The sequence below is a fragment of the Actinoplanes sp. NPDC049118 genome (assembly GCF_040648555.1).
In the GTDB taxonomy this organism is placed as follows: Bacteria; Actinomycetota; Actinomycetes; order Mycobacteriales; family Micromonosporaceae; genus Actinoplanes.
Genome location: NZ_JBEZDY010000024.1, coordinates 102,132 through 120,348, shown reverse-complemented (window position 1 = coordinate 120,348; position 18,217 = coordinate 102,132). Strand labels below are relative to the sequence as shown.

18 protein-coding genes are annotated in these 18,217 nt (G+C 70.6%); 11 read left to right on the top strand and 7 right to left on the bottom strand.

Annotated features, from left to right (window positions below; translation table 11 throughout):
• Positions 1-291: 291 nt before the first annotated feature.
• A complete protein-coding gene (locus tag AB0B58_RS31880) occupies positions 292-831 on the top strand; it encodes a hypothetical protein (RefSeq protein ID WP_360231092.1) in 540 nt (179 codons plus the stop codon).
• A gap of 193 nt (positions 832-1,024) precedes the next feature.
• On the opposite strand, the gene AB0B58_RS31875 is transcribed toward AB0B58_RS31880, so the two are convergent.
• Positions 1,025-2,269: a BtrH N-terminal domain-containing protein gene (locus AB0B58_RS31875; protein ID WP_360231089.1), complete on the bottom strand. Its 1,245-nt coding sequence runs from the start codon at positions 2,267-2,269 to the stop codon at positions 1,025-1,027.
• 448 nt (positions 2,270-2,717) lie between these two features.
• Between AB0B58_RS31875 and AB0B58_RS31870 the strand changes: the two genes are divergently transcribed.
• Positions 2,718-2,882: a hypothetical protein gene (locus AB0B58_RS31870; protein ID WP_360231086.1), complete on the top strand. Its 165-nt coding sequence runs from the start codon at positions 2,718-2,720 to the stop codon at positions 2,880-2,882.
• 181 nt (positions 2,883-3,063) lie between these two features.
• On the top strand, positions 3,064-4,494 hold the full coding sequence (locus tag AB0B58_RS31865; protein WP_360231083.1) for an alpha-amylase family protein: 1,431 nt from the start codon (positions 3,064-3,066) through the stop codon (positions 4,492-4,494).
• 12 nt (positions 4,495-4,506) lie between these two features.
• Here the strand turns inward: AB0B58_RS31865 and AB0B58_RS31860 are convergent, their stop codons facing one another.
• Complete coding sequence (locus AB0B58_RS31860) at positions 4,507-5,142, bottom strand: DUF4360 domain-containing protein (RefSeq protein ID WP_360231080.1); 636 nt, start codon at positions 5,140-5,142, stop codon at positions 4,507-4,509.
• A gap of 125 nt (positions 5,143-5,267) precedes the next feature.
• Positions 5,268-7,121: a hypothetical protein gene (locus AB0B58_RS31855; protein WP_360231077.1), complete on the bottom strand. Its 1,854-nt coding sequence runs from the start codon at positions 7,119-7,121 to the stop codon at positions 5,268-5,270.
• Positions 7,122-7,308: 187 nt separating this feature from the next.
• On the opposite strand from AB0B58_RS31855, the gene AB0B58_RS31850 reads away from it, so the two are divergent.
• Both AB0B58_RS31850 and AB0B58_RS31845 read left to right on the top strand, forming a co-directional pair.
• A complete protein-coding gene (locus AB0B58_RS31850) occupies positions 7,309-7,845 on the top strand; it encodes a helix-turn-helix domain-containing protein (protein WP_360231074.1) in 537 nt (178 codons plus the stop codon).
• Entirely contained in the window at positions 7,842-9,140 is a 1,299-nt protein-coding gene (locus AB0B58_RS31845) for an FAD-binding oxidoreductase (RefSeq protein ID WP_360231071.1), read from the top strand. The genes AB0B58_RS31850 and AB0B58_RS31845 overlap by 4 nt, the downstream gene beginning before the upstream one ends.
• Before the next feature lie 56 nt (positions 9,141-9,196).
• On the opposite strand, the gene AB0B58_RS31840 is transcribed toward AB0B58_RS31845, so the two are convergent.
• Positions 9,197-10,126, bottom strand: a complete 930-nt coding sequence (locus AB0B58_RS31840; RefSeq protein WP_360231068.1) for a hypothetical protein — start codon at positions 10,124-10,126, stop codon at positions 9,197-9,199.
• A gap of 87 nt (positions 10,127-10,213) precedes the next feature.
• Here AB0B58_RS31840 and AB0B58_RS31835 point away from each other — a divergent pair, with 87 nt between their 5' ends.
• The 4 genes from AB0B58_RS31835 to AB0B58_RS31820 all read left to right on the top strand — a co-directional run bounded on the left by AB0B58_RS31835 (position 10,214) and on the right by AB0B58_RS31820 (position 12,725).
• Entirely contained in the window at positions 10,214-10,738 is a 525-nt protein-coding gene (locus AB0B58_RS31835) for a hypothetical protein (protein ID WP_360231065.1), read from the top strand.
• A 9-nt stretch (positions 10,739-10,747) separates the two neighbouring features.
• Positions 10,748-11,368, top strand: a complete 621-nt coding sequence (locus AB0B58_RS31830) for an ElyC/SanA/YdcF family protein (protein ID WP_360231062.1) — start codon at positions 10,748-10,750, stop codon at positions 11,366-11,368.
• 49 nt (positions 11,369-11,417) lie between these two features.
• Positions 11,418-12,104 carry a glycosyltransferase family 2 protein gene (locus AB0B58_RS31825; protein ID WP_360231059.1) on the top strand — a complete coding sequence of 229 codons (687 nt, stop codon included), beginning with the start codon at positions 11,418-11,420 and terminating at the stop codon, positions 12,102-12,104.
• Positions 12,105-12,353: 249 nt separating this feature from the next.
• The gene (locus AB0B58_RS31820; RefSeq protein ID WP_360231056.1) at positions 12,354-12,725 is read left to right on the top strand and encodes a hypothetical protein; all 372 of its coding nucleotides are present in this window, start codon (positions 12,354-12,356) and stop codon (positions 12,723-12,725) included.
• A gap of 29 nt (positions 12,726-12,754) precedes the next feature.
• Here AB0B58_RS31820 and AB0B58_RS31815 read toward each other — a convergent pair whose 3' ends face one another.
• From AB0B58_RS31815 to AB0B58_RS31805, 3 genes are read right to left on the bottom strand one after another with little or no spacing between them, the layout of a single operon-like run.
• Positions 12,755-14,041, bottom strand: coding sequence for an ArsB/NhaD family transporter (locus AB0B58_RS31815; RefSeq protein WP_360231053.1), 1,287 nt, complete (start codon positions 14,039-14,041; stop codon positions 12,755-12,757).
• 29 nt (positions 14,042-14,070) lie between these two features.
• Positions 14,071-14,568 (bottom strand): TrkA C-terminal domain-containing protein, encoded by a 498-nt coding sequence (locus tag AB0B58_RS31810; RefSeq protein ID WP_360231050.1) that lies wholly within the window; start codon positions 14,566-14,568, stop codon positions 14,071-14,073.
• Positions 14,565-16,325: a potassium/proton antiporter gene (locus AB0B58_RS31805; RefSeq protein WP_360231047.1), complete on the bottom strand. Its 1,761-nt coding sequence runs from the start codon at positions 16,323-16,325 to the stop codon at positions 14,565-14,567. The genes AB0B58_RS31810 and AB0B58_RS31805 overlap by 4 nt, the downstream gene beginning before the upstream one ends.
• 196 nt (positions 16,326-16,521) lie before the next feature.
• On the opposite strand from AB0B58_RS31805, the gene AB0B58_RS31800 reads away from it, so the two are divergent.
• Together AB0B58_RS31800 and AB0B58_RS31795 are read left to right on the top strand one after the other, a co-directional pair.
• Positions 16,522-17,472 carry a sensor histidine kinase gene (locus AB0B58_RS31800; protein WP_360231044.1) on the top strand — a complete coding sequence of 317 codons (951 nt, stop codon included), beginning with the start codon at positions 16,522-16,524 and terminating at the stop codon, positions 17,470-17,472.
• Positions 17,469-18,128 carry a response regulator transcription factor gene (locus AB0B58_RS31795; protein ID WP_360231041.1) on the top strand — a complete coding sequence of 220 codons (660 nt, stop codon included), beginning with the start codon at positions 17,469-17,471 and terminating at the stop codon, positions 18,126-18,128. Before AB0B58_RS31800 ends, AB0B58_RS31795 begins: the two co-directional genes overlap by 4 nt.
• Positions 18,129-18,217: the final 89 nt, after the last annotated feature.

Below are 18,217 nucleotides of genomic sequence, written 5' to 3'. Positions count from 1 at the left end.
GCGAACCCGAATGATCGAGAGGTGGACAGGGTGCGGATGGCGGTGGCCGATGGCACCGGCGTGATCGGCCGCCCGGCTCCAGTCTGACCGCGAGTGGTCTGACCAAAGCACTGGTGGATGAGGGCGCGCATGGGAGGGAGCTGCCGAGGCGCCTCGACCGTTCCGGCGCGGTCTCGGCGCGAACCACCAGCCTCCACGTCGGCTGAGTCCGGCCTGAGTGGGCCTCAGGTCGGTCACAGCGCACCACTCCGAGGATGGATGCACAACGATCGAATCCGTACGGAGGAAGCGATGCCGCTGTCACGAAAAGCCGTGGCCCTTGCCGCCGGGATGGTGTCGGTGCTCTGCCTGCCGTCCGCCGCGAACGCCGGAGCCGATGCGCAGATCTCCCGCCTGCGCGGGTCGGCCCTGGTGACCTATCCGCCGTCGGCAGCTGACGAGGTGCGGTTCACAGTGGACGCTTACGCCCGCCACGACCGACCCGGCCCCTTTCCGACTGCGTCGTGGGGCACCGCCACCCTGCGGCACCACTTCGCCGCGCAGAATGAGGTCGTCTGGTACTCGATCAAGGTGGACTGCCTGATGGCTTCGGGCGGCCAGGCGACGGTCACCGGGGAGGTCGTGGACGCTTCGGAGAACGGTCAGGAGCTGATGCACACCCGGATCGGGTTCAGCGTCGCGGATCTGGGATGGCGGGATCTGGTCGGGTTCACCGGCGGGAAGAGCCCCTACCTCGACGATTCGCCGGCGCCGCGGATGTGCACGGCGCCGCCGCCGTTCTTCTCGGTCCGCGAGGGTGGGTACTCGGTGAGCGGCGCAATGCACTGGTGAGGACACTCGACTCGTATCCGGATCTGATCCCCTGCATGCAGGATGTGCCCCCGATCCGATCGACGTTGTTCGGGCCAGGGCTTCGTTCGGCGTTCGGGAACGGGCCGCAGCGCCATGCGAGGCGCCCCGACCTGCGCTCAAGCAGGTCGGGGCGCCTGTCTTGGTCTGCCGTGTTCTCTCCGGCCCCGCAGCGTCAGCTGGCGAGTATCTCGACCGCGCGGGCTTCCAGGTCGTGCGCGGTGTCGACCAGGTCGGCCATCTCGGCGAACAATGCGGCTCGGCCGTCGACGCCGGGGTCGGGCACCGGCGGCAGCGCGGCGATGCGTTCGTCGGTCTCGCGTACGTTGGCGCCGCTCATGGCGAGCAACATCCGGCGCTCGCACAATTCGCCGTACTCGCCCGCGTGCGCTTCGGCCCGTGCGGCAAGCGCCGACCAGTGGACGCCCGACTCGCGGAACAGCTTCGCCGCGTCGGACAGCGCCGGTCGGTCCAGTAGGCCGGCCGCCTCGTCCAGGAAGTCCGCGTAGAGCGGGCGGGTGCCGCCCGGAGCGGTGTGCGACAGTTCGAGGCATTCGTAGAGCCGGCGCATCGCCATGCCGAACGACTCCGCCGAACCGAATCTGCGCTGCCATCCTGACTTGGATCGGCCGTCGCGTAGCTGATCGGAGAACCGACGCATGCCGGAGAAGCCGAAGTTCGCGTCGAAGCTGTGCCCGAGTACCGGCCCGGTGAGGTGCGCGACGGTGGTCGCGATCGCGCCTTCGATATCCGGCCGGCCGGCGCTGACGGTTTCCAGCACGATCCGGTGGTGCCGGCCCTTCTTGTGCCCGGCCCAGGCCGCCGCGAACTCGTCGATCGACAGCCGGTGCGGCACCGCGGCGGAGTCGTCGATGAGCACGGCGCCGCCGTCGATGCCGGCCACCACCACGCCATACGGCTCCGTCGCGAGCGCCGCCTCGCCGCTGTGCCAGGGTAGCCGCGACCGGTCCACGCTGACATAGACCGGCTTGCCCTGCTCGACGGCGGCGCGCAGGGCGGCCAGGGCCCGCGACGGCGACGTGCTGTGCTCCTCGACGAATGAGATTGGCAGTCGGCTCAGCGCCGACGTGATCCAGGGTTCGGGGTGGTGCTGGGCCACAATCGTCAGCATCGGCGGCATGCCGCGGTACTCGAAGACCGCGTACATGAAGCCGATGCCTCCGGCGAGCCCGCACACCAGCGCCTCCGAGCACGTGATCCCGCCTTGGCGCAGCAGATGCACGGCGAGTGAACTGAGCCGGTGCTGCCCGGGCCCGAACGTGTCGTAGCCGGGAACCAGACCGCCCGGCAGTGCGGGCGGCTCCGGTCGGACCACATGGCGGCGGGCGGTGGTGTACGACTCGCCGGTACGCGCCATGCGCTCTCGCACCAGCTGCTTGAGTCGGCGTTGTCCGGTCACGTTCTGTCCTGTCCTGGACGGCGGCAGCGGCTCTGCCCCACGCCGGCTCGCCGCGCCCCGTCCGGCTGCCTGCGGCTGGACATGGACAGCTTTCACTAACGCTCCGCGACGGCATGAAGGCCACCTTCGCCCCCGCATCGCCGGCGTGCGTGGTTCGCCGGTCAGGAGGTACGGCGCGCGGGCTGCGCCACACGCGATCATACCCTCGCAGGCATCCCGCGGCGGCGGAGCCGCCGCCCGCCGGGTCGAGATGATCACGGGAGCGTCAGAACGACTGACCATCGACCTCCACGAGGTCGAGAACCGGACGAGCCACCCAGGACTCATGAACGAGGGGTCGGGCCGTTGAGCAGGTCGGCGTCCGCGGCGAGGGAGTCGTCCGGGTTGATTGGCCAGGCGTCGAGGGCGGGATCGTCCAGGAGCTGGTGAGCGATTTCCGGTCGCTGTGGTGCACCTGGGTACGGTCATTCTGATTGCGATCGTGCTCGTGATCGCCGGTCTTGCCGGAGTCCTCGCCTGGATCACGGGCGCCTCCGCTGCGGTTGCCGCCCTGATCGGCGGAGCGGCCGGCGCTGGCACCTTGCGAGTCGCCAGGGACGTCCGCTTCCTCTGACGATCCGCCGGCCGTCCGAAGCTCCCGACCGGGCGGCCGGCCGTCCCTGGCGCGCCCGGAACTGACCTGGGCGAGGACATTGACGAGAGGTTACAGGCTCTGTAAGTTCTTGCATCAACTTTCGTAGATTATTTCACGGAGGTTTCGGCCGGCGCGGAATGGTCGCCGAGGAGGAGGAGCGATGGCCAGGAGACGGTGGATAACGGCGGGGGCAGTGGTCGCCGCCTTGGTCGCAACCGCTGCCGGCGTGGCGGGAGGGCAACCACCCGCCCAGGCGGCACCGGGAGCCAAGGACGTCATCGTCACCCTCTTCGAGTGGAACTGGCCCTCAGTGGCCCGCGAGTGCCGCGACTACCTCGGGCCGAAGGGCTACGGCTACGTGCAGGTGTCTCCGCCGCAGGAGCATCGCCGCGGCGGCCAGTGGTGGGTCGCCTATCAGCCGGTCAGCTACAAGATCGAATCCAACAAGGGCACCCGCGGCCAGTTCGCGGACATGGTGCGGGACTGCCACAACGCCGGTGTGAAGGTGATCGCGGACGCGGTCATCAACCACATGGCCGAGGGCTCGGGCAGCGGCTGGGCGGGCAGCTCGTACGCCAACCGCGACTTTCCCGGCACCTACGCGAGCTGGGACTTCCATGACAGCTGCCCGATCAATGAGGCTGACTACCGCACGGATGCGTGGCGGGTGCGCAACTGCGAGCTCGTCCGGCTGCCCGACCTCAGAACCGAGAGCGACGCCGTGCGCGCCCGGCTCGCCGGCTACTTCAACGACCTGCTCAGCCTCGGCGTGGACGGCTTCCGTGTCGACGCGGCGAAGCACATGACGCCCGACGACATCGCGGCGGTGAAGGGCAGGCTCAGCCGGCCCGCATACCTGGTGCAGGAGATGATCCAGGGCGAAGGCGAGTCGGTCCAGCCGAACGAGTACGCGTGGGTGGGCGACGTGCACGAGTTCCGCTACGGCCGCGACCTCAAGCGGGTCTTCCAGCAGGAGCGGCTGGCCTACCTGCAGAACTTCGGCGAGGGCTGGGGCCACCTCAACGGCACGGTCGCGGTCCCCTTCGTCGACAACCACGACACTCAGCGCAACGGCTCGACCCTGACCTACCGGGACGGGGCCACCTACACCCTGGCCAACGTCTTCATGCTCGCGTGGCCGTACGGGTCGCCGTCGGTGATGTCCGGCTACGAGTTCGGCGACAAGGATCAGGGGGCGCCGCAGCACTCCGACGGCCGAATCACGGACGTGACGTGTTTCAACGGCCAGTGGAAATGCGAGCATCGCTGGCCCGAGATCGGCAACATGGTGGCCTTCCACAACGCCGTCAAGGGCACCGGGGTCAACGACTGGTGGAGCAACGGCAACGACCAGATCGCCTTCGGCCGCGGCGACCGCGGTTTCGTGGTCATCAACCACGAGGACGGCTGGTTGACGCGCACTTTCCAGACCGGACTGGCGCCCGGCGTCTACTGCGACGTGGTGCACGGCGACCGCGGTGCAAGCGGCTGCACGGGACCCTCTGTCACCGTCGACAACGCGCGACGGGCGACCGTCACCGTCGGCCCGCACAACGCGGTCGGCATGCACGTCAACGCCCGAGCGAACTGATCCAAGCGCGCCTTAGCAGCGCACCCAGGTCAGCCGGTACGAGGTGACGGCCTCGCGGACCATGACGACGTCGGCCGAGCGGTCGTCACCCGGCTTGACCCTCAGTTCGGTGTTGATGTTGAGGTTGCGCTCGGTGTCGCAGGGGGCGAACGTGAGCCGGTCGGGCGCGACGGTGTCGGCGGTCCGCCAGGTCGAGGCCATCGGCGCGTCGAAGGTGGTGGTCAGCATGGTCGTCGGTGACATGCCCTGGAAGTAGAGGCTGATCCGGGTCGTCCCGGTGGCGCCCTCGGGTAGGTAGGCGAAGCCGCTGGAGGATGCCCGCACGATCGCGTACGTCCATCCAGCGGGTCGCGTGACGTGAAGGCTGAGCTGGCAGTTCTTCCGGGAGTCCGGCGGCGTGGCCGCGCCGCCGGCCCACGCCAGGTACGCGGTGGCCTCGACCTCGATGAGAGTGCCGTCCGGCGAGACGGTCGCGGTGCCCTCGGCTGCCGGGCAGCCGGATCCGTTGACGGCGACCACCTCGACAGCGACACCGTCGGGCAGCGTCACCTCGGCCTGCGCCTGCGCCTGCGCCTGCGCCGGCGCGAGCGGCGACGTCGGTGCCAACAGCGATGTGATCAGGCCGGCAAGGGCTACTGCGCTGACCATGTCGGGATCCCTCCGGCTAGGGGGCGCGCCGCACGCGATCGCCTACGACGCGCCTACTATCGAAATACATCGATACTAGCCGACTCGCCGTCCACCGGAGCCGACCATGATTGGTCAGACGCGTTCTAGCGGACGACGACGTTGGTGAAGACGACGACCGAGTTCGGGCCGACCGTCAGGTTGTGACCGCTGTCGAAACTTGTCGTGAGGCTGCCGGCGGGCACCGGGAACTGCGTCCTCGGGTCGACCGGCGCGTTGTTCTCGCTGTAGACGTACTTCGCCAGGGTGATCGTCCCGGTCTGCGCGGTGATCGGTACCGTCGCTGCGGAGGAGCCGCGGTTGACCAGGACGAAGGTCCAGCCGCCGCCGGCCGCCGCGGGCAGCTTGGCCTTCAGGACCCGCACGTCGTCCGGCTGCTCGGGTGCGTACATCTTCGATCCGGCCGGCAGCGACCGGCACAGCAGGCTCCAGGTGTAGAACCAGGGCCGCAGCGTCGCGTCCTTGGGGTTCTGCCAGCGGTCCCACATGCCGCACGGGTTCTTACGGGCGTACCCGTCCAGGCACCATGCCATGGCGCCGTCCAGACCGGACCGGGCCTCCTGCACGGCGAGGTCGGCCATCCGGACGCCGTGGTCGTACGTGAGGTTGAAGGAGTAGTCCTTATCGTCGTCGTTTCCGGGCGCCTTCATGCCGGTCTCGCCGAGGATCACCGAGGCGTTGTTGTTGGCGGCCCTGACCTGCCGAACCGCCTCGGACAGCGCCCTCTCCGGGTAGTCGTACGGCGACTCGAGGTCGACCTCGTGGTCGTAGAAGTGGACCTCGTGCTGAGCGACCAGCGGCCCGTCCAGCGCGGACTGCAGCCACCAGTCGTTGGCCTCGTTGCCCTTCGGGTGCGTCCAGCCGCGGGTGCTCGCCACGGTCTTGCCGGTGTCGTTCATCTCGTCGGTGAACGGGTCACCCGACCGGGGCCGCAGGGTGACCGAGGAGACCGCCCGCTCGGTGCCGGCGAGCGCGGGCATCGTCAGCCGGAGGTAGTTGGCGTTGGTGAGCGCCTGTTCCGGTGATACGTCGATCCGGTACCACGGCTTGTCGCCGATGGTCTCGGCTGGATCGGTCGCGCGTACCTTGACGTCGGTCCACCCGGTCTGGCCGTCGCTCGAGGTCTGGAACGTCCACTTGACGGCGTCGCTGGGCGGCAGTGGCTGCACGTAGAAGCGCACCGAGAAGCCGGCCAGCTTGTCCAGGTGCCAGACGAGGCTCTGTTCCTTCTCGGCGGCCCTGCCCTGCACCGACTCGAGACCCAGGTCGCCGTCGAGGGCGGAGATACCCGCCTCGGCGGTGTCCGGCCCACCGATCAGGCCGGCGTCCAGGTGCCGCTCGTCGAACTCCACGCGGAGGTTGTCGGTGGCGGTGACCCAGTCCGCGTACCTGATGGGCGCGGTGCTGTCGTCGTCATCGCCGACGTTCGGCTCGTTGATGCCGTTGTATCGCACGACGTTGGTGAAGCCCTTGGTCTTCACGAGGTGCTTCACCAGGTCGGCCTGGAGTTCGGCGGCTGGGGTCGAAACGTAGTAGTCGCGGTCGTTCAGGCCCCACATCCCGGTCACCACGCCGGTGCCGCGCTGCCGGTAGAAGTTCAGGACCTTGTAGAGATTCCTCATCTCCACGCTGTCCCAGGTGTAGGTGCCGGGATTCGCGGGGTCGTTGAACCACGGACGGTTGACCATGATCCGCACCAGCCCGGGGTTGATGAAGCTCGCGCGCTCGGTCATCTGGTTCCACGGGTCCGCGGCCCAGGCGCCTCCGCCGCTGTACTGCGGATCCTGGTTGTACCCGAGGCCGAGCCAGTCGCTCTCGAGGGCGTTCTCGGGTGCGGGTGCGGCCCCGGCCGGCGCGGAGGGCGCCACCATCGATCCGGCCAGTGCCATAGCCACCACGGGTACGGCGAGCGCGCGCCGGCGCTCGGTCCTACTTCGCATACAAGACTCCTGTGCGAGGTGATAGTGGACAGACGGGTGCCCGCTCAAGGGTGGGAGACCCGATCCGGATGAAGATCCTACGTGGATTTCGTTCGCGTTCCGTAAAGACTCCACTACGGATGCGGATCGGCAGGACGTGCTGCGGATGGGGTGGACAGCGCCACCTGGCATGAGACATCATTGTCTCATGCGAGACGTTCCTGACGCAGTGGTCGCTCTTCTCGGACAACGCCCGACCGCCACCATGGCCGAGCTCGCCGACGCCGCCGGGGTCAGCCGCGCGACCCTGCACCGCAGGTTCCCATCGCGGGAGAGCCTGCTGGCCCGCATCGCCGAGGATGCGGCGGCCGCGGCCGAGCACGCCGTCGCGCAAGCCCGTCCGCAGGAGGGGCCCGCGCCCGAGGCGTGCGTACGGCTGGTCGCCGCACTCGTCCCGCTCGGCGGCCGGTTCGCCTTCCTGCTCCGGGAGGGTGCATGGCTGGACGACCTGCCGGGCGTCGCCGCCCGCATCGAGACGCTGGCGGAAGCCACCGCCGCGGTCATCCGGCGCGGCCGCCACGCCGGGCAGTTCAGGCTGGACCTGCCCGCATCGTTCCAGACCCGGCTCGTCCTCGCCGCCGTCTACACCGCGTGGGAGGCGGTACAGGCCGGGGAACTGGGCGCGAAGGAAGCGCCGGAGGCGGCCGCCCTAGCGTTGCTGGCCGGCATCGAGGCACGGACATGACCGGGGCGTACTGGCGCAACACCCCCTCCGACGGCGGATCGGCCTCGCCCGGACCGCCGCCCGACCGGGTCGACGTCGCCGTGGTCGGAGCCGGCTTCGCCGGGCTGTCGATCGCCCGCGACCTGCTACGCGCCGCGCCCGGCCTCCGGGTCGCGGTCCTCGACGCCCGCCACCCCGGGTACGGCGCGAGCGGCCGCAACGCCGGCGCGGTACTGCCCCTGGCCGTGCTGCCATGGCTGCTGCCCGGCAGTGCCGGCGGGCACGACCCGCGCCGGATGCAGCGCCTGCTGCACGCGCGGATCGGGGCGCGGGTCCGTCAACTGGCCGCAGACCACCCGACGGGCGAGATCCGCCAGGTGCGGATGCTGCTGATCGCCACCAACCGCCTCGTCGCCGCCGGCCTGGACTGGCTCGGCCGAGCCACCGCCGCGGCCGGCATCGAGGCACAGCACTGGTCGGGCGACGACGTCGAGGCGCAGTGCGCCGCGCCCGCGCGGGCCGGAGTGGCGCTGGCCGCCTGGACCATCCACCCGGCCCGGCTGGCGGCCTCGCTCGCCGCGGAGTTCGTCACGGCCGGGGGCGTGTTGTGCCGGCACACCCCCGTGGCCGCGGTCGTGCCGGACGCCACCGGGACCTGGCTGCACCTCGGCGGCGACGCCCGGATGCGGGCCGACCGGGTCGTGGTCTGCACCGGCGGATACACGCCGGCGGTGGCCCTGCCCGACCGGCTATCCGCCCGTACGCTGCATACGTACATGCGAGCCGGGCAGCCGCTGCCCGAACCGGACGCGCAGGCCCTCGGCGGCGAGCGCCTGTTCCTGGCCGCACCCGGCCCCGGCATGCCGTACTGGCGCACCCACGACCGCCGGCTGCTCTTCGGCGCCGCCGACGTCAGAGGTGTGTCGCCCGGAGAGGACGCCGACGCACTGCCCGATGGCCACCGTGCGGTCGATCGGCTGCTGCGCCGACGGCTGCCGGCCGCAGCCGGACACACACCCACCCACCGTTGGGGCGGCCCGATCCACGTAACCCGCACCGAAGTGCCCCACCTGGCCCGGTCTGCCGTAAGCGACCGCGTCGTGTACGCGGTGGGATTCTCCGGCAGCGGAGTGGCGCTCGCCCTGTCGGCCGGCCCCCTCGTACGGGATCTCGTCCTCGGCCCGGCCGCCGCCGACCCGGAGGCCGTCACGCTGCGCCGTGCGATGCAGGCCACCAGACTGCCGTGGCGCGGTCTGCTCACCACGGTGCCCCCGGTCGTCGCGCACCTGCTGCGCGGCCTACAGCCCTGGCGCTGACCGCGGACGCCACACCATTGGCCGCCCGCTGGGCAGCTGGCCCGCAGCCCACCGGGTCAGGTCGTCATGAGGTGTTGCCGTTCGCTCTGCAGCGCGCCCCAGCGGGTGCGGGCCGCCTCGGCGCGCAGGGCGACATCCCGGCGTACCCCGGTGACGAGCTGGAGCGACGCGTCCGCGTCGCGGCTCGCCCGGTTGAGCTGCTCCCGAATGAGCATGTTCGAGAAGAACACCGCCTGCATGCCGTCCGGCCGCGCGATCCCGCGCGGGACGTTGCCCAGCGGCTGGGCCAGACCCACGTCGGTCAGCTCGATGTGCAGCACGGCCAGGCAGCGGTCGGCGCTCGACGCCGCCCAGCCCACACCGTCGAGCCAGTTCGGCCTGCCCACGGTCAGTGCCCCGCCGAGCAGGTTGTCGGTCGTCTGGCGGCTGGACGCCAGACCGAGCTGACGTCGCAGCTCGCCCAGGGCGCCGAGCGCGGCCTCGGCCGCCATACCCGCCTCGTGGAGTTCGCGCAGCTCCGCCTCGACCCGGCCGCGCTCCTCGGCCAGCGCCAGCAGGCGGGCGACCTGGGGACCGCCGCTGCTGAGCAGGTGGCGCTCCTTGTCGTTGACCGCCGCGGCGAACCGGGCCGGCACATCGGCCAGGGCAGTCAGCCGAGCCTCGACCGCCTCGCGTTCCGCCTGGATCGCGGCCAGTCGGCTCTCCCCGTCGGCGACCCGGTAGCCGGCCGCGTCCGCCTCCGCCCGCTCACGGGACACCTCCTCGGCGTGCGCGCCGCGCAATGCGGCCAGGACCCGGGACAGCGAAACGCTCTCCAGCCGCTCCACGTCGCGGAGCTCGCCGGCCCAGCTCTGTCGCAGCTCGGCCACGGCGGCCGCGAGCTCGGCGTGACGCCGGTTCAGCTCGGCGCGCCGGCCCCTGAGCGACTCGGCCTCCCGGAGCAGCCCGGCAAGCTCGGCGAGACGCGATTCGATGTTCTCGATCATGCCCTTATCTGAGCAGGTCAGGGCAAGTAAACGTGCAGCGGGACGGCGCTGGACTATCCGTTGATGTAGGCGAAGAAGAACCACTTCGTGGAGTTGGCGCCGCTGGAGGAGGTGCCGCCGGCCCGGCACCGCTACGTCCTGAGCCTGGCACCGGACGGCGAACGGCCCGACGATGTGCCGGCCGGCTACCTGGACTTCGTCACCGAGGCGCTGCGCCACCCGGAGGACGCCCCGGCCTACGCGCCGGTCCGTGAGCACGACCCGGCCGACACCGACGGTACGAGCTACGCGCAGTGGGGGGAGATCGCGCTGGGCGTTGCGGCCTCGCTGAACCTGCGGGCGGGTGACCGCCTGCTGATCGACGCGTCCCAGGGGGAGGAGCCCGTGGGCTGGCTGCTGGCGCCGCTGTCGGCGGGCGCGTCGATCGTGCTCTGCGCCAACCTGGATCGCGACGCACTCGACGACCGATCGCCGCCGAGGGGATCACCCGCGTCCTGTGACCCGCTAAGCCCGGACGGGACGCCGTCGGCAGCGGAGTCGGCGCCCGAGGCGACAGCTGAAACCCGCGCCCGGCATGGAATCGCCATCCTGCGTACGCGCCGCGGACAGTAAGGTGGCGGCATGTCAGCGGCGCGGGTCCTGCTGGTCTTCGGACGCGGCGTCGTCCGCACGGCGGATGCCTGGGAGCTCACCCCGAGCAGCGCCGCCCGGGTGGACGCGGTCGTGCGATACATCGCCTCCCATGCCTCGCCGGTCTTGCCGGACCTATCCCGGCCTCGCGTCATATTCAGCGGCGGCTGGCCGGAGGCGAGCACCGGCGCCGCGCCGCCGCCGGCCGGGGAACGCGAGGGCGACCTGATGCTGCGTGCCGCCCGGGCCGCCGGCCTTCACGAGCATGCCGATCTGTACGCCGAGACCCGCTCGCGTAGCACTCTGGAGAACCTGCTGCACACCGTCGAGGACGAGCTGCTGGCCGGACGCGCGTTCGGCCCCGCGTACCCCCTCGGCCTGGTGTCGCACGCCTGGCACCTGCCGCGGGTCCGCTTCCTCGCCGGCAAGGTGCTCCGCCTGCGCGGCGCGGCGCTGGTCGACGTGCCGGCGACCGGCGGCGAGGACTACGGCGACCGGGGCCTGCTGCTGGCGGCCCGTCTCGGTTTCCTGGGCGCCACGCGCGGCGACGCACTGCTGCGCCGAGAGCGCCGGATGGTCGCCGTGGCCCGCCTCACTCGGCAGGTGCGTTGACGCCCCCGACCGGGTAAGAGGCTGTCCACCGACGACAGCTGGAGGCAACGTGAGCACGATCGTCCTTTTGCCGGTCTACCGCCCGGGGCAGCGGTTGCTGTCCCTGATCACCGACTTGCTGGAGGACGGCCGGGACCCGATCGGTGTGGTGGTCGTCGACGACGGCAGCGGGCCGTCCGCCGACGCCGTGCTGGCGGCCGTGCGCGGTCTCGGTTGCACCGTGCTGCGCCGCCCCCGCAACCAGGGCAAAGGCGTTGCCCTCAAGTGCGGCCTTCGCCACGCGACCGCCGCCCACCCCGGTGCCGACGTGGTGACCGCCGACGGCGACGGACAGCACCGCGCCGCCGACGTCCGCGCCGTGTTCGAGCGCTCCGGCCGCGGCCGGGTCGTGCTCGGCGTGCGGCGCCTCGACCGGATGCCGCTGCGCAGCCGCGTCGGCAACGTCGTCATCGACCTGCTGTTCCGGCGGGTCACCGGACGTGCGGTCGCCGATACCCAGACCGGGCTGCGTGCGTACCCCGCAGACCTGCTCACCTGGCTGTGCACGCTTCCCGGCGAGCGGTTCGAGTACGAGATGAACGTGTTGCTCGCGGTCGCCAGCCGCGACGTGTGCATCGAGGAGGTGCCGATCCCGGCCACCTATCTGGACGGCAACGCGGCGTCGAACTTCGGCAGCCTCGCCGACTCGGCGCGCGTCCTGCGCAGCCTGGTCCGGCACGCCACACCGCAACTGTGACGTCGTCAGGCGTCACGACGGCCGGCGGTCTGGCGAAGCCGTCCGCGCCGTTCATCGAGTGGCCGGTCGGGGTTGTCACCCGCAACGTTCTGCCTACTTGTGCAGTTGCGAAAGTCTTCAAGTCGAACCGCTTACATCTCTACTTTGGCAAGCCACCACCTAACCGTGCCGGACAGCATGTGCGTTCCGTTTTCGCCCACCGCAACCATCCTCGAGGCATCACGACACACGAGCCCCGAGGAGTCGGACATGGCGGAAATGGATGTGGCACTCAAGGACGCGATGCAGATCGACGGTGCCATGGGAGCGGCGCTCGTCGATCACACCAGCGGCATGGCGCTGGGTACCGTCGGCGGCGGCAAGGACCTTGACCTGACGGTTGCCGCGGCGGGCAACACGGACGTGATGCGCGCGAAGCTACGCGCTATGGAGATGCTCAGCCTCACCGAGAAGGTCGAGGACATTCTGATCACCCTGGACAGCCAATATCATCTGATCCGGCCCTTGAACAACCGATCCGGCAAGGGTCTGTTCCTCTATCTGGTCCTGAACAAGGACCGGGCGAATCTGGCCATGGCCCGCCATCAACTGCGCGCGATCGAACGCCTGCTCGACGTTTGAGCACGCGCCACGCAGGGCTGTCGATGACCTCAGGCGAAGTAGCGTAGCCACACGTAGAGCCACGCGACGACCGTGGTCAGGATCGTGGTGACGATGCCGAACTTGGTGAACTCCCAGAAGCTGATCGGCTGGCCCTGGCGAGCGGCGATGCCGAGCACGACGATGTTCGCGCTCGCCGCCACGGCGGTGCCGTTGCCGCCGAAGTCGGCGCCGAGTGCGAAGGACCACCAGAGCGCGTCGCCGGTGGCCGGGTCGGGTGCCTTCGCGACGATGTCCTCCACGATCGGAGCCATGGTCGCCGTGTAGGGGATGTTGTCGAAGAATGCGCCCAGCACGGCCGAGCCGAACAGCAGCGCGGTGGCCGCGCCGAGGTAGTTGTCGCCCGTGGTGTCCACCGCCCAGGTGCCCAGTGTGCTGATCACGCCGGTCTCCACCAGGCCGCCGACCATGACGAACAGGCCCATGAAGAACACAAGCGTCGGCCATTCCACGTCGCCCAGGTACTGCGCCGCGGTGGTGCCCGACACGAGCACCATGACGCCGGCGCCGAGTAGCGCCACGACGGCGGGTTCGATGTGCAGCGTCGCGTGCAGCGCGAACGCGAGGATGACCACGCCGAGCACGACCAGGCAGCGGGCGAGCAGCTTCGGGCTGGTGATGAAGGAGCGTTCGTCCAGCGCCAGGATCTCGTCGACCCGGTCCGGGTGGTAGGTGAAGGAACGCCGGAACATCACCCGGGCCGCCAGCGCGAACACGACAAGCGCGATGGTGGCCGCCGGTGCCATGTGGACGAGGAACTCGTTGAACGTCAGCCCGGCGCGGCTCGCGATGATGATGTTGGGCGGGTCACCGATGAGGGTGGCCGCGCCGCCGATGTTCGAGGCCAGGACCTCGGCGATGAGGTACGGCACCGGCGAGTACCCCAGTCGTCGGCACATCAGGATGGTCACGGGTGCCACGAGCATGACCGTCGTGACGTTGTCCAGGAAGGCCGAGATCACGGCGGTGATGACGATCAACAGCACCAGCATCCGGTACGGGCGCCCGCCCGATCTCTTGACCACCCAGATCGACAGGTACTCGAAGACGCCGGTCTGCCGGACTACGCCCACGATGATCATCATGCCGAGGAGCAGGAAGATGACGTTCCAGTCGATCCCGGCGTGCGCGGAGTAGAAGATGTGCTCGCCCGGCACGATCCGCAGTGCCGCGATGAGTCCCGCGGCGACCAGCACGACGGCGACCCGGTCGAACCGTTCGGTGGCGATGAGTAAGAAGGCCACGGCGAAGACGGCACATGCCACTACCGCCGCCATGACAGCTCCCCCTGGTTCCTGGTCCGGGTTCAGGCGCTGTCGGCGTGCGCGCCGGTGAGCAGGTCGCTCAGTGCGGCGATGCCGTCGGGGTCGCCGACGGCGACGACGATGTCGTCGTGGCACAGCACGTAGCCGGGATCCGGGGCGGCGACGACGTCCCGGTCGTGGATGACGGCCACGATCGACGTGCCCGTGAGGGCGTCGGCCCGGGTGTCCGGCAGCGGCCTGCCGTCGTACGGCGATCCGGCCGGCAGCCTGATCCGGGCCGCGGTGATGCCGTTGATCCGCCGCTCGAGCGCGCTGACGTGGTCGATCGTGACCGTGGCGTCGAGCAGGTCGGAGATCTGGTGCGCCTCGTCACGGCGCAGGGGCACGGTGCACGCGGCCTGTTCCGGGTCGGCGAGGTCGTAGACGACGATGTCGCGCCGGCCGGTGAGGTGAGCGATGACGCCGAGGCGTTGCCCGGCCGTGGTGGCGAGGGTGTGGCTGACGCCGATGCCCGGCAGTGGGGTTCGTTCGATGGTCATGATGGTGTTCCGATCGGGTCGGGGCTCGCGGTGGGCGAGCGGTGACGGCGGACGGACGCCCGACGGCGGTGTTCCCGGACGGCCGGCACGGCGCCGCCGCCGGTGGCGGGGTGGTGCGGTGGATCGGGATTGCCGGTCTCGCCGTGCCAGCCGGCGAGGCGTCCGGCACGGCCGACGGCGCGCAGCCGCCGTTCCGCGGCTTCCCGGGTGTGCTGGGTGGCGATCAGCAGCAGCTCGTCGCCGGCACGCAGGTAGGTGTCGCGGTCCGGTACGAGCGAGATCCCGTCGCGGACGATGAGCATGATCGCGGCGGGTGCGGGCAGCCGCAGCTCGAAGACCGCGACCCGGTGCAGCCTCGACCCCGGCGGGATGGAGATGGTGAGTAGTTCGGCGTCGAGGATGTCGAGCGGTGCGGTCTCCACCTGGATCTCGCGTAACGGTTCGGGCCGGGTGAGCCGCAACCGGCGCGCCAGGAACGGCAGGGTAGGACCCTGTACGAGGGTGAAGATGACCACCATCACGAAGACGATGTCGAGCAGTTCCTGGCTGCCGGGCACACCCGCGACGACGGGGAAGGTGGCCAGCACGATCGGGACCGCGCCGCGCAGCCCGGCCCAGGAGATGAACGCCTGTTCGCGCCACGGCATGCGCAGCGGCAGCAGGCATGCCACTACCGAGGCCGGCCGGGCCAGCAGCAGCAGGACCAGCCCGACCGCGACCGCGGGCAGCACCGCGGCGGGCAGATCACCGGGGTCGACGAGCAGGCCGAGCATGACGAACAGGCCGATCTGGGCCAGCCACCCGGCACCCTCGGCGAACGACCGGGTGGCGCCACGGTGCGGCAGTTCGGCGTTGCCGAGTACCAGCCCGGCCAGGTACGCGGCGATGATCCCGCTGGCGTTGATCGCGCCGGCCGCGGCGAACGCGAGGATGCCCAGTCCGACGGTGGCCAGCGGATACAGGCCGGTGGCCGGAAGCGCGACATGCCGCAGTGCCAGGGCGCCCAGCCAGCCGGCCAGCAGACCGGCGCCGGCACCGACCGCCAGTTGGTAGCCGACGTTGCCCAGGATGGCGGCCGGGCCGGGCAGGTCCGCGACCGCGGTGCTGAAGACCAGGACCAGGATGATCGTCGGGGCGTCGTTGAAACCCGACTCGGCCTCCACCAGCCCGGTCACCCTGCGTGGCAACGGCAGGGCCCGCAGCACCGCGAACACCGCCGCGGCGTCGGTCGACGACACGATCGCGGCGAGCAGCAGCGCGAGGTGCCAGTCCATGCCGAGCAGCAGATGCGCGCCGGCCGCCGTGACCACCACCGAGATCGCCACCCCCGCCGTGGCCAGCGCACCGGCCGGCAGCAGAAGGCGCTTGACGTCCGCCCACCGGGTGCTCAGACCGCCGTCGACGAGGATGACGCCCAGCGCCGCCGTGCCGACGGTCTGCGCGAGCTGCGCGTCGTCGAAACGCAGACCGAGAACGTCCTCGCCGAGGATCACACCGACGGCGAGGAACAGCAGCAGGCTGGGCAGCCCGAGCCGGTTCGCGGTCCGGGCGCCGGCGATGCTGGCCAGCAGCGCTATACCGCTGACCAGCAACACCACGTACAGCTGCGACAAGGTCATCGCATCGTCCTCGCGGTACCGGCCGGACCCGGCGGCGCCGGCGGGGCGCACCCGGACGTCTGCCGGTGGGAACCGGTGGTGCTCCGGGAACGCGAGATCATCGAACGCCTCCCCGAGGGTCCGTCCGGGTGAGATCAAGCCTCCAGGCTCGCCGACACCACGCGTGCTCACCATCCGTGCTGACACCCATTTCGCCGGGTGGGTCGTCCCGGGCCGATCACTGCCACCACCTGCGGTGGGGGTCAGCCCGGATGGACAGGACCGCAGGATCGCGCGCACGATGAGTAACCGACGCCGTCACGGCAGTCCGGCCGACGCCTGGAGGTCACCACCCGTGTCGCTGTTCTGGCGCATCTTCACGCTGAACGCCGCGGTCCTCATCGCCGCCACGGTGCTGCTGTTACTCGGGCCCGTCACCGTCTCCACGCCGGTGCTGCTCACCGAAGCGGCGGTGCTCAGCGCCGGGCTGGGCGCCATGCTGGCCGCCAACGCGGTCCTGCTGCGCATCGGCCTCAGCCCACTCGCCCGGCTCACCCGCACCATGACCACCATCGACCTGCTGCGCCCCGGGCACCGGCTCACGGTCACCGGCCGGGCCGGCATCGCCGACCTCATCCGCACCTTCAACGCCATGCTGGACCGGCTGGAGAACGAACGCGCCACCAGCACCGCCCGGGCACTGTCCGCGCAGGAGGCCGAACGCGCCCGCATCGCCCAGGAACTGCACGACGAGATCGGGCAGACCCTCACCGCGGTACTGCTGGAACTCAAGCGGGTGGCCGGCCACGCACCCCAACCGGTACGCGACGAACTGCACCAGGTGCAGGAGACGACCCGCAACAGCCTCGACGAGATCCGCCGCATCGCCCGCCGGCTCCGCCCCGGAGTCCTGGAGGAACTCGGCCTGAACAGCGCCCTGAAGGCGCTGGCAACGGAGTTCTCCACCGCCGGGATCACCGTGCACCACTCGCTCGCCACGGACCTCCCGAACCTCGGCAAGGAGGTCGAACTCGTGCTGTACCGCGTCGCGCAGGAGAGCCTCACCAACGTCGCCCGGCACTCCCACGCCCACCGCGTCGACCTGACGCTGAGCCGTACCGCCGGCGCCGTCGAACTGCGGATCCGCGACGACGGCACCGGGCTGGGCGGGGCCGCCGAAGGAGCCGGAATCCGAGGCATGCGCGAACGGGCCGTGCTGATCGGCGCCGACCTGACGCCGGCTCCCGGCGGCGACGGCGGCACCGAGATACGCCTGCGCGTTCCCGTCCGAGACCAGAGCGGATGACCATGCCACAGCCGACCCGCATCCTGCTGGCGGACGACCACGCCCTCGTGCGCCGCGGCATACGCCTGATCCTCGACAACGAACCGGACCTGGCCGTCATCGCCGAGGCCACCGACGGCGCCGAGGCGATCGAGTTTGCCCGCGCGGAAGAACCCGACCTGGCGATCCTGGACATCGCGATGCCACGGCTCACCGGCCTGCAAGCCGCCCGGGAACTCACCCGCACGCTGCCGGGCCTGCGAGTGCTGTTCCTCACCATGTACGACAACGAGCAGTACTTCTTCGAAGCACTACGGGTCGGAGCCGCGGGCTACGTCCTCAAGTCCGTCGCCGACCGCGACCTGGTCGAGGCCTGCCGGGCAGCGATGCGCGACGAACCGTTCCTCTACCCCGGGGCCGTGACGGCCCTGATCCGCACCTACCTCGAACGGGCCCGCGACGGTGAAACACCGCCCGCCCGGACCATCACCGACCGCGAGGAAGAGGTGCTGAAACTGGTGGCCGAGGGCCACTCCACCAAACAGATCGCGGAACTGCTGTTCATCAGCGTCAAGACCGTGGAGCGACACCGCTCGAACATCCTGCAGAAGCTCGGCCTCCGCGACCGCCTGGAACTCACCCGCTACGCCATCCGGGTCGGCCTCATCGAACCCTGACGCCGCCGTACGGGCGCGGGGTCCGGCGGTGATCTACTTTCGGTCGGATGACCGGCCCGATCCCCGCCCATGGCCGGCGCGGGCTGTGT

Bases quoted from the DNA above. Each gene is read 5' to 3' on its own strand.
- AB0B58_RS31880 (WP_360231092.1), top strand. From the start codon at position 292: ATGCCGCTGTCACGAAAAGCCGTGGCCCTTGCCGCCGGGATGGTGTCG.
- AB0B58_RS31865 (WP_360231083.1), top strand. From the start codon at position 3,064: ATGGCCAGGAGACGGTGGATAACGGCGGGGGCAGTGGTCGCCGCCTTG.
- AB0B58_RS31860 (WP_360231080.1), bottom strand. From the start codon at position 5,142: ATGGTCAGCGCAGTAGCCCTTGCCGGCCTGATCACATCGCTGTTGGCA.
- AB0B58_RS31855 (WP_360231077.1), bottom strand. From the start codon at position 7,121: ATGCGAAGTAGGACCGAGCGCCGGCGCGCGCTCGCCGTACCCGTGGTG.
- AB0B58_RS31850 (WP_360231074.1), top strand. From the start codon at position 7,309: ATGCGAGACGTTCCTGACGCAGTGGTCGCTCTTCTCGGACAACGCCCG.
- AB0B58_RS31845 (WP_360231071.1), top strand. From the start codon at position 7,842: ATGACCGGGGCGTACTGGCGCAACACCCCCTCCGACGGCGGATCGGCC.
- AB0B58_RS31840 (WP_360231068.1), bottom strand. From the start codon at position 10,126: ATGATCGAGAACATCGAATCGCGTCTCGCCGAGCTTGCCGGGCTGCTC.
- AB0B58_RS31830 (WP_360231062.1), top strand. From the start codon at position 10,748: ATGTCAGCGGCGCGGGTCCTGCTGGTCTTCGGACGCGGCGTCGTCCGC.
- AB0B58_RS31820 (WP_360231056.1), top strand. From the start codon at position 12,354: ATGGCGGAAATGGATGTGGCACTCAAGGACGCGATGCAGATCGACGGT.
- AB0B58_RS31815 (WP_360231053.1), bottom strand. From the start codon at position 14,041: ATGGCGGCGGTAGTGGCATGTGCCGTCTTCGCCGTGGCCTTCTTACTC.
- AB0B58_RS31810 (WP_360231050.1), bottom strand. From the start codon at position 14,568: ATGACCATCGAACGAACCCCACTGCCGGGCATCGGCGTCAGCCACACC.
- AB0B58_RS31795 (WP_360231041.1), top strand. From the start codon at position 17,469: ATGACCATGCCACAGCCGACCCGCATCCTGCTGGCGGACGACCACGCC.